At 44.3% G+C, this 14,304-nt stretch carries 13 protein-coding genes; 10 read left to right on the forward strand and 3 right to left on the reverse strand.

Translation table 11 applies throughout. The features are described from left to right. The first annotated feature begins 89 nt into the window (after positions 1–89). Entirely contained in the window at positions 90–404 is a 315-nt protein-coding gene (trxA, locus tag SM121_RS05860; RefSeq protein WP_049483759.1) for a thioredoxin, read from the forward strand. Between the two features lie 189 nt (positions 405–593). On the opposite strand, the gene SM121_RS05865 is transcribed toward trxA, so the two are convergent. Beyond that, entirely contained in the window at positions 594–2,075 is a 1,482-nt protein-coding gene (locus SM121_RS05865) for an alpha-amylase (RefSeq protein WP_320910604.1), read from the reverse strand. A 219-nt stretch (positions 2,076–2,294) separates the two neighbouring features. Here SM121_RS05865 and SM121_RS05870 point away from each other — a divergent pair, with 219 nt between their 5' ends. Genes SM121_RS05870 through SM121_RS05880 form a run of 3 tightly spaced genes read left to right on the forward strand, consistent with a single transcriptional unit; the run spans position 2,295 to position 6,345 of the window. Beyond that, positions 2,295–3,926: a M20/M25/M40 family metallo-hydrolase gene (locus SM121_RS05870; protein WP_320911322.1), complete on the forward strand. Its 1,632-nt coding sequence runs from the start codon at positions 2,295–2,297 to the stop codon at positions 3,924–3,926. Between the two features lie 39 nt (positions 3,927–3,965). Further along, positions 3,966–4,709 (forward strand): ABC transporter ATP-binding protein, encoded by a 744-nt coding sequence (locus tag SM121_RS05875; RefSeq protein ID WP_320910605.1) that lies wholly within the window; start codon positions 3,966–3,968, stop codon positions 4,707–4,709. Then, complete coding sequence (locus SM121_RS05880; protein ID WP_320910606.1) at positions 4,699–6,345, forward strand: hypothetical protein; 1,647 nt, start codon at positions 4,699–4,701, stop codon at positions 6,343–6,345. The genes SM121_RS05875 and SM121_RS05880 overlap by 11 nt, the downstream gene beginning before the upstream one ends. A gap of 192 nt (positions 6,346–6,537) precedes the next feature. Here the strand turns inward: SM121_RS05880 and SM121_RS05885 are convergent, their stop codons facing one another. After that, positions 6,538–7,380 carry a DegV family protein gene (locus SM121_RS05885; RefSeq protein ID WP_320910607.1) on the reverse strand — a complete coding sequence of 281 codons (843 nt, stop codon included), beginning with the start codon at positions 7,378–7,380 and terminating at the stop codon, positions 6,538–6,540. Between the two features lie 129 nt (positions 7,381–7,509). Between SM121_RS05885 and SM121_RS05890 the strand changes: the two genes are divergently transcribed. Together SM121_RS05890 and SM121_RS05895 are read left to right on the forward strand one after the other, a co-directional pair. Further along, positions 7,510–8,079, forward strand: coding sequence for a TetR/AcrR family transcriptional regulator (locus tag SM121_RS05890; protein ID WP_013903748.1), 570 nt, complete (start codon positions 7,510–7,512; stop codon positions 8,077–8,079). 99 nt (positions 8,080–8,178) lie between these two features. Then, complete coding sequence (locus tag SM121_RS05895; RefSeq protein WP_320910608.1) at positions 8,179–8,748, forward strand: HD domain-containing protein; 570 nt, start codon at positions 8,179–8,181, stop codon at positions 8,746–8,748. Positions 8,749–8,933: 185 nt separating this feature from the next. Here the strand turns inward: SM121_RS05895 and SM121_RS05900 are convergent, their stop codons facing one another. Next, complete coding sequence (locus tag SM121_RS05900; RefSeq protein ID WP_070466692.1) at positions 8,934–9,812, reverse strand: polysaccharide deacetylase family protein; 879 nt, start codon at positions 9,810–9,812, stop codon at positions 8,934–8,936. Positions 9,813–9,987: 175 nt separating this feature from the next. Here SM121_RS05900 and SM121_RS05905 point away from each other — a divergent pair, with 175 nt between their 5' ends. From SM121_RS05905 to murB, 4 genes are all read left to right on the forward strand, one after another. Beyond that, positions 9,988–11,274 (forward strand): homoserine dehydrogenase, encoded by a 1,287-nt coding sequence (locus tag SM121_RS05905; protein WP_320910609.1) that lies wholly within the window; start codon positions 9,988–9,990, stop codon positions 11,272–11,274. A 2-nt stretch (positions 11,275–11,276) separates the two neighbouring features. Next, complete coding sequence (thrB, locus tag SM121_RS05910) at positions 11,277–12,143, forward strand: homoserine kinase (protein WP_320910610.1); 867 nt, start codon at positions 11,277–11,279, stop codon at positions 12,141–12,143. Between the two features lie 83 nt (positions 12,144–12,226). After that, the gene (locus tag SM121_RS05915; protein WP_320910611.1) at positions 12,227–13,207 is read left to right on the forward strand and encodes a hypothetical protein; all 981 of its coding nucleotides are present in this window, start codon (positions 12,227–12,229) and stop codon (positions 13,205–13,207) included. Between the two features lie 118 nt (positions 13,208–13,325). Beyond that, the gene (gene murB / locus SM121_RS05920; RefSeq protein WP_155126305.1) at positions 13,326–14,222 is read left to right on the forward strand and encodes a UDP-N-acetylmuramate dehydrogenase; all 897 of its coding nucleotides are present in this window, start codon (positions 13,326–13,328) and stop codon (positions 14,220–14,222) included. Positions 14,223–14,304: the final 82 nt, after the last annotated feature.

The following is a 14,304-nucleotide window of genomic DNA, read 5'->3' on the forward strand; positions in this document are numbered from 1 at the left end:
CGTAGCAAATATTTCTAAAATGGTATCTTTTAGTGTAAAATAAAAGTAGAAATGCAGAATCAGTAGTCACTACTGAAAAAGGAGGAAATATGGCACACATAATCACAGATGCAACTTTTGAACAAGAAACTAGCCAAGGTCTTGTCCTGATTGACTTTTGGGCAACTTGGTGTGGTCCATGCCGCATGCAAGCTCCAATCTTGGATCAGTTGGCAGAAGAGGTACATGAAGATGATTTGAAAATCTGTAAGATGGATGTAGATGAAAATCCAAATACAGCACGTCAATTCGGTATCATGTCGATCCCAACGCTTCTCTTTAAAAAAGATGGACAAGTTGTCAAACAAGTGGCTGGAGTTCATACGAAAGCCCAATTGAAAGAAATCATTGCAGAATTGAGCTAAAATGAAAACTCGTTTTCCAATATGGAAAACGAGTTTTTTGATGCTCTTTATTTCTTTTAAATAGACGCGACACCCATTGACAGCGCTTTCTTATAGTGCTAAAATGAAACTGTATTTCCTATAAAATTTTTACAGGAAAAAAAATCTCCTAGGAAGATGTCGATCCTAGGAGAAAATTACATATAAAGGTTATTGGCCCTCTGTATCTTGGGCTACCCAGACACTGACGGAGCGTTCTGCCACTGGGAATTCAGCAGTACCGTCTTCTTGAACTTGGACAGTTTCGCTACAATTTTCTAGGACATCATAGTAGGTGAGGCCTGAGTAGGATGAGCCGATCTCCATGACTTTTGTAGCAGCTTGGTTATTCGAAACCAAGCAGGCGATTGGTGCTGATTCTTCTGTACCTGAGCGTGTCCAACCGATGCAATTAGGATCATCGAAGTAGTCTGTTTGTTCCCCATAGGCCAGATCTTTACGAACCCATAAGAGGCGATCGAGGACCTCTTGGAAACTTTCTTGCGCAAATTGGCCCTCGATACCGTAGTAGTCTCCATAGAAGACACAAGGCAAACCAGCTTCACGAAGTAAGATCAAGGCATAGGCTGCAGGCTTGAACCATTCTTGGATTGTAGATTCCAAGGCTTGCCCTCGTTGGGTATCATGGTTGTCCACAAAGGTTACGGCCTCTTCAGGATGATTGAGCGCTAGTGTTCCGTCAAAAATAGTTCGAAGGTCGAAATTTTCACCTTCTTGACTAGCTCGGAAGAGATTTTGGTGGAGGGCCACATCGATCAAGTCGTATAAGTAGTCAATACTTTCCAAGTACTCATCGTTGGTTTCTGTGTCGCCATTCCAAAATTCACCAAAAACGTAGAAATCTTCTCCATATTTTTTGGTGATATTATGGATGAAATTCTTCATAAAGAAGGAGTCTATGTGCTTGACGGCATCCAGACGGAAGCCCTCAACCCCTGTCGTTTCGATAAACCATTCAGCCCATTGGTCGAGATTTTCAACAACTTCGGGATGTTTGAAATCGATATCGGCATACATGAGGTAATCGTAGTTTCCGTTTTCCTTGTCAACCAGATCTCCATGGGCCCAACCTTTGTTGTCCCCTTGGATTTGGTAGATCCCATTCTTATTACGTGAAGCATCGTAGTCCGTACCGGTGAAGTGGTACCAATGCCAGTGGAAGTCATTATAGGCGCCATTTCGGCCATCAAAGGTGAATTTGGTCCATCCTTGAATGGTGAAGGGTTCAGTGAGAACCTTGTTTCGATCCATCGGATCGACCTCAACGACCTCGAATTCCTCTAAGCCATCGGCAGCAGCTTTATGGTTGAGAACGACATCGGCCATTGGTTGAATCCCTGCATCTTTGAGGGCTTGAATGGCTTGAAGATAATCGTCTTTGAAACCGTATTTGGTACGAACCGTTCCTTTTTGATCGAACTCGCCCAAATCAAAGAGGTCATAGACTCCGTACCCAACGTCATTGTTAGAAGTAGCTTTAAAGGCAGGTGGCATCCAAACTTTACGAATACCCAAGTCTGCTAAGTGTTGCGCATCTTCAGCAAGACGCGTCCAGTGGTTCCCATTAGCGGGCAAATACCACTCAAAATATTGCATTAAGGTTTGATTTTCCATCGTTATTTCTTCTTTCATGTGAATGTCCCTATTTTACCAAAAATAGTTGGATGCGACAAACGTTTGCGCTGGAAGCAAGCCCTTTCTGGAAAAGAAATCGTATACATGAAAGAAATGACGTGAAAATATAACATAATAGAGTCAATGTAGCATTTTGTATACGTAGAAATATCAGTCTGATATAAATTTGTATACATTAATTTATTTTGACCATATCAAAGGAGGATTGGTTTGAAAGTGAAAACCACCAATAGAGAGAGCATCGAAACGATTTTTGCAGAAGCCTTGGCGATTCCAAGCTTCACCAATACTGATACCGAGCAAGGAATCGAAGCCTACCTGGATCAACGGCTTGCCCAGATCCCCTATTTCAAGGAACATCCGAACCAGTTTGGGCGCTATATGGTGCCACAGGACCACTTGCATCGGTCGGTCAATTGGGCCTTAGTTGATAAGGGCAAGAAAAAAACAGTTATCCTTTTCCACCACCATGATACAGTCGATTTAGAAGACTATGGAAATTTAGCAGAAATCGCACTCGATTCTGATCAAGTAGCAGAAGCCTTGAAAACACTAGACAGACGACCAGATATGCAGGAAGACTTAGCTTCTGGGGAGTGGAAATTTGGCAGAGGATCTTGCGATATGAAAGCAGCTCTAGCCCTTCAATTGGGGGTTCTGGAAGCCTATGCTGCAGACCTCACAGAAGGTCAGGTCAATCTGCTCTATCTCTCTGTTGGAGACGAGGAATCCTATTCAAGTGGGATGCGTGGAGCCTTGGGTCTCCTTACAGATTTGCAGGAAAAGTTTGATCTGAATTATGTATTAGCAGTGGATTCAGAGCCCTTTGAATCAGAGGTAGGAAAAGAAAAGGTCCTTCACATTGGCACAGTCGGAAAACTCATGCCAGTCGTTGTGGCACAAGGTGTCTTGTCCCATATGAAGGAGCCTCTTAAAGGGATCAATGCCTTGTCGCTCCTAGTAGCCATCGCAAGCCAGCTAGATCTTCATCCCGATCTGGCAGATCAGGCCTTGGGAGAAACGTCTCCCCTTCCTTCTTGGTCCTATCTCAGAGATTTGAAGGAGCAATACGATGTATCGACCGTGCTTTATGCAGCTGGTTATTTCAGTGTGTTGCATTTGAAGAAAACACCCCAAGAGCTCATGCAACGAATCTATGAGCTTAGTCAAGAGGCCTTGGACGCCTTTTACAAGAAGTATGAGCACTTGCAGGATCAGGCTGGCCAAGATCATATTATTGCAAGGCCAAGAGTCATCACCTATCAAGAACTAGAGGAACGTTGCCAAGCCATAGAGGGCTACCAAGCCTTTAGAGAAGCTTCTAATAAAAAAGCGGAGCAAGATTTTCGTAATGGGACCAGCTACCAGAGCCTTGCGATTCAGCAAATCCAGCGGCTCCTTGAGTTTCTCGGAGATAAGGATCCTATGGTGGTCATCGGTTTTGCGCCCCCATATTATCCGTCCATGAATTGCCGCTTTTTAGACAATACCGATCTCAATATCGTGTCCTTAATTACTGACTACCGCGAGTACCTGGACACAAGAGGTTACCTCTTGAAAGTGGAAGAATACTTTATGGGGATTAACGACACCAGTTATTGTGCCTTGGAAAAGGATGTGGCCTCTTATCAAGTCGTCTTGGATAGCCTAGCCACACCAGCCCAGGTCTATGATCTGGATCTGGAAAAAATTGCCCAAATTCATGTTCCAGCGGTCAATCTAGGCCCTTGGGGTAAAGAATTGCATAAGCGAGGAGAGCGGGTCTACAAAGAAGACTTCTTGGAGACTATTCCAAACTATCTACTAGAATTGCTCTACCATTTCGATGATCGCTTATCAACAGAATAAGAAAAAACGGTCCCAATGAGGACCCATTAGGGAGTTAGCATGATTACATTTCACGGAGTTACCAAAGATTACGATGGGCATATTGCCCTTAACCACTTGGATCTGACCATCGAAGACGGGCAAATTGTCGGCTTGATTGGCCATAACGGAGCTGGAAAGTCAACGACGATTAAGAGCCTGGTCAGTGTCATCACCCCAACCACTGGATCCATTGAAGTGGATGGTCAGGACCTCTATAACCATCGACTGGCAATCAAAAAGAAGATCGGTTATGTGGCAGATTCGCCAGATCTTTTCTTGCGTCTCACAGCCAATGAATTCTGGGAGTTGGTTGCGACCTCTTATGATATGAGTCAGAAAGACTGCGATCAACGATTAGAGGAGCTTCTTAGGATCTTTGATTTTCAGAGCCACCGCTATGAAGTGATTGAATCCTTTTCACACGGGATGCGCCAGAAGGTCTTCGTTATTGCAGCCCTCTTGTCAGATCCAGATATCTGGGTCTTGGACGAACCAATGACCGGTTTGGACCCACAGGCTTCTTACGATTTAAAACAAATGATGCGCCAGCATGCGGATCGTGGCAAGACGGTTATTTTCTCTACCCACGTCTTAGAAGTGGCCGAACAACTCTGTGATAAAATCGCCATTCTCAAAAAGGGAAACCTTATTTTCTATGGGACGATCGAGGAATTGAAGGGCCAACATCCCGAACAAAGTTTGGAAAGTATCTATCTCAGTCTAGCGGGTCGGAAGGAAGAAGGTGGCGATCATGCGTCTTAAGATCATCCGGCAACTGGTCAATGTTAATATCATCTATGCCAGTCAGCCTGCTCAGATCGCAAAATTACGTGCCAAACAGGCCAAAAAACCGGACGTCAAACTCAATGTCGCCCGCAAATCGGTGCTCAACTACCTCTTTTTAGGATTGGTCTATTTCGTCATATTTGGCTTGCTCTTTAGTATCTATGATTTTGTGAACCAACCAGCCTTCTTTGTCAATATGGTGGCCCTCTTTTCCTTGATGACCATTTCCCAAGGATTTATGAGCTTTTACAATGTCTTTTATGAAAGCAAGGACCTCCAGTTTTACCGGCCCTATGCCTTCTCAGATGCGGAAGTCATTGCTGGAAAGAGTATCTCGGTCATCCTGACCCTTCTCATGGCTATCCTTCCCTTGGTCAGCTATTTTCTGATCCTGCCTGTCCAAGCAGGCGGCTTCAATCCGTTAGGGATCCTGTTAGGCCTCTTTTGTGCCTTAATTCTCTTAGGCGTTCTCTTTTTAGCGACGATCATCCTATCCCATCTGATCACTAAGACCCTCTTTTTCAAAAAACACACGACCCTGGTCTCCAACATCATGGTCGGAATTGGTTCTCTTCTGAGTCTAGGAGCTTATCTATATCTGAATCTAGTCCAGACCCATCGGTTAGAAGTGACAGGGGGCGCAGATATTCCCATTCTATTTCCACCTTTTACGGCCTTTCATCAGTTCATCCTCCATCCTTTTGATGGAGAAGCGATCCTTGGCCTTCTGGGCTGGATCCTGGTCCTTCTGGTCTTGATCGGCCTGGTTCGAAAAATTGTGATCCCGCAGTTCTATGATGCAGCCCTTGCAGTTGCGACCAACCAAACTGTTAAAGAGCGCGTGAAAGTGCTCCATGTTGGTCAGAAAGACTCCTTTAGACGATTTGTCATTCAGTATCATCGCAGACTCTTGAGCGATGGAACCCTTATGGTGCAAGTCCTCTTGATGATGAGTATTCTGCCTTATATTTTCCTCCTCAGTGGAGCAGCAGGAGCGTCTAAAAATATAGGAGGACTCAGTTCTTACTTGACGCCCCAGTATCTGGTGCCACTGACCCTTGTTGCCATCTTGATTGGTGTTTTCAATAGTTTTGGAGGCTTGACTAGTATCGGTATTTCGCTAGAGCGCGAAAACTTTGAGTACTTGAGATCCCTCCCTATTGATTTCAAACGCTATCTCTTCATGAAGTTTTGGTTGCTCTATCTGGTGCAATCCATCCTTCCTGTCATTCTTCTAGTTGGCGTTTGTCTCTATTTTGGCGTCCATCCCTTGGCTATCCTAGCTATGTTATTGATCTGGGTGGTAACAACCATTCCGATCTGCATTCGAGACTATGTCAAAGATTTTCAGAACTTTAGCACCAATTGGACCAATATCACGGAGTTGATGACCCGTCATCGTGGGAATGCAGTTCTTCAGTCTATTCTCTTGATTGTCTTTCTTTTTGTGATGTTTCTCTTGATCATTGTCAGCTTCATTTGGACCTATCATTCCGTCAGCACCCTGCTGGCTGCGATCCTTTATAGTGTCCTGTTGCTAATCGGAGCAGGAATCAGCTATACCATCTACCGCAAAAAAATCCGTACCCTCTACCAAGAGATTGGAGAATAAAAAGAGAGAGTGGGACAGAAATCGGTAATTCGTTAGAATTCGATTTCGTCGTCCCACCTCCGCACAGTTGAGTAGGGCTGTAAAGCTGATGAAATCAGCGTAGTAGAGCCCACTCAACCACTGCGTCTTGCTCGACAATCCAAAAACAATTGAGAGGCTAGGACTTTTGTCCTAGCCTCTTTTTAGTGGTGATTAAATTTCATAGCCCATGAGGAGGCCGCCTTCTTCAGCGTAGAAACTACAAAGTCCAGAAGTAGGAAGGACTTCAATCATTGCATGGGCAAACTTTTCTCGAACCAATGCAGAGAATTGCTCGATAAATTTTTCATTGTTGCGGTGGGCGATGGTGATATGACCGCCAGCATACCCCGCCTTGATCAGTTCATCAAAAGCAGCCTTGATCGCTTTCTTTTGACCCCGTGCTTTTTGAAGCAACTCAAGGGTACCGGTCTTACTAGCTTCGCCGACCATACGGATATTGAGGAGCCCGACAACAGTCCCGATCAATTTGCTGAGACGCCCATTTTTGACCAGATTATCAACCTTGGCCAAAACAAAGAGCAACTTCGTCTTAGACTGGTAGGTCGTGATCACATCGACCACTTGATCAAAATCGAGGCCTTCAGCGACCAACTGATTAAGCTTGCGAACGATTAGGTCCACCTCACCCCCAGCTGATAAGCTATTGATGACGTGGATATTGGTATTCGGATGCTCTTCCAGATAAATCTTCTTCGCCACCTCTGCACTATTGTAGCTACCAGAAAGGGTTCCTGTAATGGTGACAACGACAATATTTTCAGCCCCTTCAAAAGATTTCATGTAGTCATCGGGACTCGGACAGGCAGACTTAGAAGCTGTCGTGGTCGCATACATCTCCTCCATCATGTGATCAATATTGAGCTGGGCATCATCTGTGTAGATAGTCTCTCCCACTTGGATGGTCAATGGGACACTGACAAACTCCGTAACCGGTGCCAGATTGTCCAAAGAGCGGTAGTCACAGCCTGAATCCGCAATAATTTTCCATTTCATCAGTTCATACCTCATAATTGTATAAAAATGTACATTGACAAGTAGTATGTCTTCTTTTACAATTATATCATGAAGTACAATGCTATCCAAGCAGATATCATCAGGTGAGACAGATAGAAAGTAAATGTTATGGCAGAAAGAAAAATATCCGAGAAATCCTTGGAAAATCTCAAACGATTTAACCAAGAAAACAATGCGATTACACGAGAATCCATCGAAATCTCTCTCCTGCAATTGTTGGAGAAAAAAGATCTGAAAAAGATCACTATCTCTGAGCTGGTTCAGCGTGCAGGTGTCTCTCGAGCAGCTTTTTACCGTAATTATGACTCCAAGGAAGAGATTCTAGAGTCCATCTTTCAATCTAGTATCGCAAAGATTACCAAGTCTTTAGATGGCTACAACCTCAAGACAGACCTCTATCAAGTCTGGGTCTATCTCTTTAAGGAAGTCAAGAAAGAAGCCAAGATCATCAGTCTAGCCATTGATTATAATTTCGAGCGGCTCTTGACCAAGGCAGTCTATGATTTTTTAGAAAAACGAAATGGCAGCTCCTCGAATGGCGCTGGCAGCTACCTCAATTCCTTCTGGAGCTCAGCCATTGTCTCTGTCATCTCCAAATGGATTAAGGATGGCATGAAGATCCCCGCCGAGAAGATCGCGACCCTAGGCCTGCCCCTCTTTCCACAAAAGAAGAAGTAATCACCACCGAGAGGTGGTTTTAAAGTAAACTGCTCTTCTCCATAACGAGCTCATATGAATAGATTAAACTGAGCACAGATTGTACAAAGGACAAGAACGATGATCGAAGAACGAATCCAAGCTGCTAAGCAGTATGTTAAAACCTTATTTGCTGATCGAGCGGATGGCCATGATATGGAGCATACCCTCCGCGTCTATACCAATGCTATGAGAATCGCACAAGTAGAAGGTCCATGTGATCTGGAGATAGTGGGCTTGTCAGCTCTTCTTCACGATGCTGATGATGATAAATTGTTTCAAACAGAGAATAATGCGAATGCTCGCATGTTTCTAGAAGAGATCGGTATTCCTCAAGACCAAATCGACCAGATTTGTCGGGTTATCAATGCTGTTTCTTTCAGCAAAAATCGCGGTAAGCATCCAGAAACCTTAGAAGGCAAAATTGTCCAGGATGCAGACCGCCTGGACGCGATAGGAGCTGTAGGAATTGCGCGAACTTTTTCCTATGGTGGCCACAAAGGGAGGTCCCTCACTGATACTGTCCAACATTTCCATGACAAGTTGCTTCTATTAAAAGATGAAATGAACACGGAGACTGCCAAACAAATGGCAAAAAGTCGCCATCAATTTTTAATCACCTTTCTAAAAGAACTAGAGAAGGAACTCTAACAAAAGAGGCTGGGACAAAAGTCCTAGCCTCTCAATTATTTTTGGATTGTTGAGCAAGACGCAGTGGTTGAGTGGGCTCTACTACGCTGATTTCATCAGCTTTTAAAGCCCTACTCAACTGTGCGGAGGTGGGACGACGAAATCGAATTCTAACGAATTACCGATTTCTGTCCCAGCCTCTTTCTTTATTCTTGGATCATGGCTAGGAGGTCCTCTCCTGTAGTGGTTGGAAGGATCCGGACTCGTTTGAGGGCATAGAGGCCATCAGCGGAACTGGCGAGTCCATTTTTAGTGGTGAGGCCTAGTTTGTAGTCAGCTTTCTTGGCTTGGTCGATTGTAACCTGGCTGTAGCGACCAGATGGGTAGACGATAACGCTAGTATTTTGATCCAGCACCTTATCCAGCAGGCGTTTAGAAGCGACCAGCTCATTCTTTTGGGTTTCAAGACTGGAATTGGCTAGGTCTGGATGATTGACCGTATGGCTTTCAAAGGTCAAGCCAGCTTTTTTCATCTCTTTGATTTGGTCAAAGGTCAGGACATTTTCTTTTTCTTTTTGTGTAAAGTCCGTGATGATATTGTTGGTGGCGGTCATCTTGTACTTCTTAAGAAGCGGATAGACGATGGTATAGAAATCCTCGACGCCATCATCAAAGGTCAACCAGACATATTTCTTTCCTTTTGGCACTTCATTTTTTGCGAGGATGCGATAGGCTTCCTCAGGCGTCAGGGTGTAGTAACCCGCTTTTTTCAGGGCCTTTAGTTGGCTTTCAAAGGTTTCTGGATCGACAATCAGATTGGCATTGGCAGCTTCAGACTCGGCCATATTGTGCACGGAGTGGTACATGAGGATGGGCAGTTTAACCGGCTTTTTCACTCGGGTCCACTCGATAGAGGAACTGTGTTCATCTAGCGAGCGCGTCACGGCAGTACCACTGGTATTTCCGTCACTCAGCTGAGTGATCCTTTTGATCAGAAGAAAGCTACAAATAAAGATACAGACCAGGAGGAGGGCATTGATTCCAAGTAGGACTTTGATTTTTTTAGGTACTCTTCGTTTACTCATAGTGTCACCGTTTTCATCATTTTCTCTATTGTACCACAAATTCTATGTTCTTTTCCAGAACTTGCTACAGGCAGATCCTGTCATGAAAATTCAGAATTTTTAAGGCAATTGGCTGTCAAACGCTCAAGTTTTTGTTATAATGGAGCTACTATAGAAAATTCAAGGAGTCAATAGGATGTCTGTTAAGATTGCCTTACTAGGATTTGGTACTGTTGCTAGTGGCGTACCATTTTTATTAAAAGAAAACCATGAAAAAATCACCCAGGCAGCTCAAGATGAAATCGAGATCGCTAAGGTCTTGGTTCGAGATGATGCGGAGATGAAAAGCTTGCAAGCGGCGGGTCACGACTACAACTTTGTAACCAATGTTGATGAGATCATTGAAGACAAGGACATTGCCATCGTGGTCGAATTGATGGGTCGTATCGAGCCAGCTAAGACCTTTATCACCCGTGCGCTGGAAGCAGGCAAGCATGTAGTTTCTGCTAACAAAGACCTTCTTGCCGTTCATGGAAGCGAGTTGCTAGAGATTGCTCAAAAACACAAAGTGGCACTTTATTACGAAGCTGCCGTAGCTGGTGGGATCCCAATCCTTCGGACCTTGGTCAATTCCCTTGCTTCTGACAAGGTGACCAAAGTGCTCGGTGTGGTCAATGGAACCTCTAACTTCATGATGACCAAAATGGTCGAAGAAGGCTGGACTTATGAGGATGCTTTAGCAGAAGCGCAACGTCTTGGTTACGCTGAAAGTGATCCAACCAACGACGTTGAAGGAATCGATGCTGCCTACAAGATGGTGATCTTGAGCCAGTTCGCTTTTGGAATGAATATCCAATTTGACCAAGTAGGTCACAAAGGAATCAGCCAAATCACTCCTCAAGATGTCTCAGTTGCTCAAAGCCTTGGATATGTCATCAAGCTGGTCGGCTCCATTGTTGAAACAGAGTCAGGGATCGCAGCAGAAGTGACACCAACCTTCCTTCCAAAACAACATCCACTCGCAGGAGTGAATGATGTCATGAATGCGGTCTATGTGGAATCCATCGGTATTGGTGAGTCTATGTACTACGGACCAGGTGCTGGTCAAAAACCAACTGCGACAAGTGTCGTAGCCGACCTTGTCCGCATTGTCCGTCGTCTAAAAGAAGGAACGATCGGTAAAGCCTTCAATGAATACAGCCGCCCTCTTCAATTGGCTAAGCCAGAAGACGTGAAGAACAATTATTATTTCTCAATTAAGGCACCAGATGCGACTGGTCAAATCTTGCGTCTTGCGGAAATCTTTAATGCAGAAGGAGCTTCCTTCAAGCAAATCCTTCAAGAAGACTCAGATGGTCAATTTGCAAGTGTCGTCATCATTACCCACCAAGTCAACCAAACACAATTCAAGAACTTGGTTGAAAAATTGGATTCAGAGGCGAATTTCGAACTCTTGAATACCTTTAAAGTCTTGGGAGAATAAGCATGAAAATTATTGTTCCAGCAACCAGTGCCAATGTAGGGCCAGGATTTGATTCTGTTGGGATTGCCGTGACTCGCTATTTGACCATTGAAGTCCTTGAACCAGCTGATGCTTGGTTCATTGAGCATGATCTTGGAGCAGGGATTCCGACGGATGAGAAAAACCTCTTGCTCTCAACAGCTCTTTCTATCTCAACTGATATGCAGCCTCATCGGATCAAGATGACCAGTCAAGTGCCTTTGGCGCGTGGTCTTGGATCTTCTAGCTCGGTCATTGTCGCAGGGATTGAATTGGCCAACCAATTAGCCAACCTCCAGCTATCAGACGCTGAAAAATTACGCATCGCGACCGAGATCGAAGGTCATCCGGATAATGTAGCTCCAGCTATCTTTGGGAATATGGTCATTGCGAGCTACATCGGTGAAGATGTCCAATATGTCACGGCTGACTTCCCAAGCTGTGACCTTGTGGCCTTTGTACCGAGCTACCAATTGAAAACCAGTGATAGTCGCAATGTCCTACCGAAAGAATGGTCTTATAAGGAAGCTGTCGCAGCTAGTAGCGTAGCCAATGTCGCTATCGCAGCTCTCCTCAAGGGAGATTTGCTGACGGCTGGTCGCTCCATCGAGTCAGATCATTTCCACGAACGCTACCGTCAATCTCTTGTCAAAGAGTTCCCTCAGGTCAAAGAAGTAGCACACGCGCATGGGGCTTACGCCACCTATCTGTCAGGAGCAGGCCCAACAATCATGAACCTCTTAGCCCCAGAGCATACAGCCGCCTTTGTCGTAGCTCTCGAAAAGCTCGGGCTAGATGGTCAGATTTTCCAACTTAAAATTGACACATTTGGCGTTCGTGTTGAGAAATAAACCTCAATGTAACACAAATGAAAGAAGGATGTATACGAATGTATATGTCCTTTTTGCTTCTCCTATGGTAGAATAAGAATTGTATGGGGAAAAGCTCAAGCTTTCCCGAAAGTTTAGGGGGAAACATGAAACCAGAATATTTATATAGTATTGCTACCGATCTTGGGCTGCAATTTGATGGCGAAGCCCGTGTGATGTATGGAGAGCGTGAAGGCTTCTTGTTAGTCATCGAAGGCGCTCAAACCAAGAATGTATTTACCATTTCACTCAGTGTGAAACAAGGTTCCGAAGGAGACTTGATCGAAGATAGTGAAATTCTTTGGAATGAATTAAAAGAACAATCAAAAGCCATTAATGCCATCTCTTTTGATGGTTACTTGACTTCTATCGTTGTCAAAGGCGGAATGACTAAAGGGAAGGCTGTTGAAACCTTATGGACAGCTATCCAAGATATTGTTGATTTCTTACTCAACCACCAATTTGTGCAAGTGAATGCGGAAACGGGTGAGGAAGGACCAATCGGTCTGTATCAAATTGGAGATGCGATCTTTTTAATCGACGATGCAACCTTTAGAGCCTACCAAGCCGAAGTGCAAGATACAGTTGAGGCTTATGAAGCGCGGGAAGAAAACTTCCTTTTAGGGATTCTAGGGGCTGTGATCGGTGTAATCATCGGTGGAGCAGTTGCCCTCTTGGTAGCGCGTCTTGGCTATGTATCTGTTTTAGCAGGGGCTGCCCTCGGTTATTGTACTATCAAAGGTTATGAGATCCTTGGTAAGAAATTGACTAAAAAAGGTGTGGTAGTTTCAGCTATTTTGATGGTCTTGACGGTCTTTTTGGTCAACCAATTAGATTATACTTTGGCGCTCATGAGTAAGCTCGATCTTCCATTTGATTTGTCCTGGACGATTGTCAATGAAGCGACATTCTCAGGGGACGTCCCAGATAAATTTTATTTGAATCTAGGATTGCTGGCTGTCTTCACTCTTGGTGGTGCTTGGATTTCAGTCAAATCAGCTCTGGATGGACAAAAGAATCGTGCCATTGCGCGTAAAATTGCATAATATAGCATAAAAGGAAGGCCTGAATATTATAGGCCTTCTTTTGTTTTTTTAGGGTCGAAAAATAGTCAAAAATTTGGTATAATGGTTTGTATTTTATAGAGAGAGAATAGACAGAATGATGATTGAAAAAATTAATCAAATTCTTGAAGGGATTGATATCCGTTTTCAAGAACCTTTAAAATATTATACCTTCACAAAGGTAGGTGGAAATGCTGAATTTTTAGCCTTTCCTCGCAACCAATACGAATTAAAACGCATCGTTCAATTTGCCAACCAAGAGCAAATTCCATGGATGGTCCTTGGCAATGCGTCCAATATCATTGTCCGCGATGGGGGCATTCCGGGATTTGTCATTATGTTTGATCGCTTGCGTGACATCAGTGTGGATGGTTATGTGATCGAAGCAGAGGCAGGAGCTAAACTCATCGACACCACTCATGTGGCCTTGCATCATAGTTTGAAAGGCTTCGAGTTTGCCAGTGGCATTCCAGGCAGTGTCGGTGGCGCTGTCTTTATGAATGCGGGAGCTTATGGGGGAGAGATCGCTCATGTCCTTGTATCCTGTAAGGTCTTGACCAAAGATGGGGAGATCGAAACTCTGTCAGCGAGTGAACTCGCTTTTGGCTACCGGCAATCTAAGATTCAAGAGACAGGTGCTGTTGTCATCTCTGCCAAATTTGCTTTGTCACCAGGTAATCACGAGCAAATCAAACAGGAGATGGATCGGTTGACCCATCTTCGTCAGTTGAAACAACCCCTTGAATACCCTTCATGTGGATCTGTTTTTAAGCGTCCTGTTGGCCATTTTGCTGGTCAATTGATCAGTGAAGCAGGTCTAAAAGGCTATCGAATCGGTGGTGTGGAAGTCTCTGAAAAGCATGCAGGCTTTATGGTCAATGTCGACAATGGAACAGCTAAGGACTATGAAGATCTGATCGCCCATGTCATTGAGGCAGTAGAAGCTCACTCAGGCGTCCGTTTAGAACCAGAAGTTCGCATTATTGGTCAAGCCTAAGAACTTTAATGTGAAGAACAATTGATAGATTAAACATCGATAGCATCAGTCGGAAAGGGGGTGAGTGCCTATCGATACCGTA

The organism is Streptococcus sp. S1, assembly GCF_034137685.1.
Taxonomy (GTDB): Bacteria; Bacillota; Bacilli; order Lactobacillales; family Streptococcaceae; genus Streptococcus; species Streptococcus dentalis.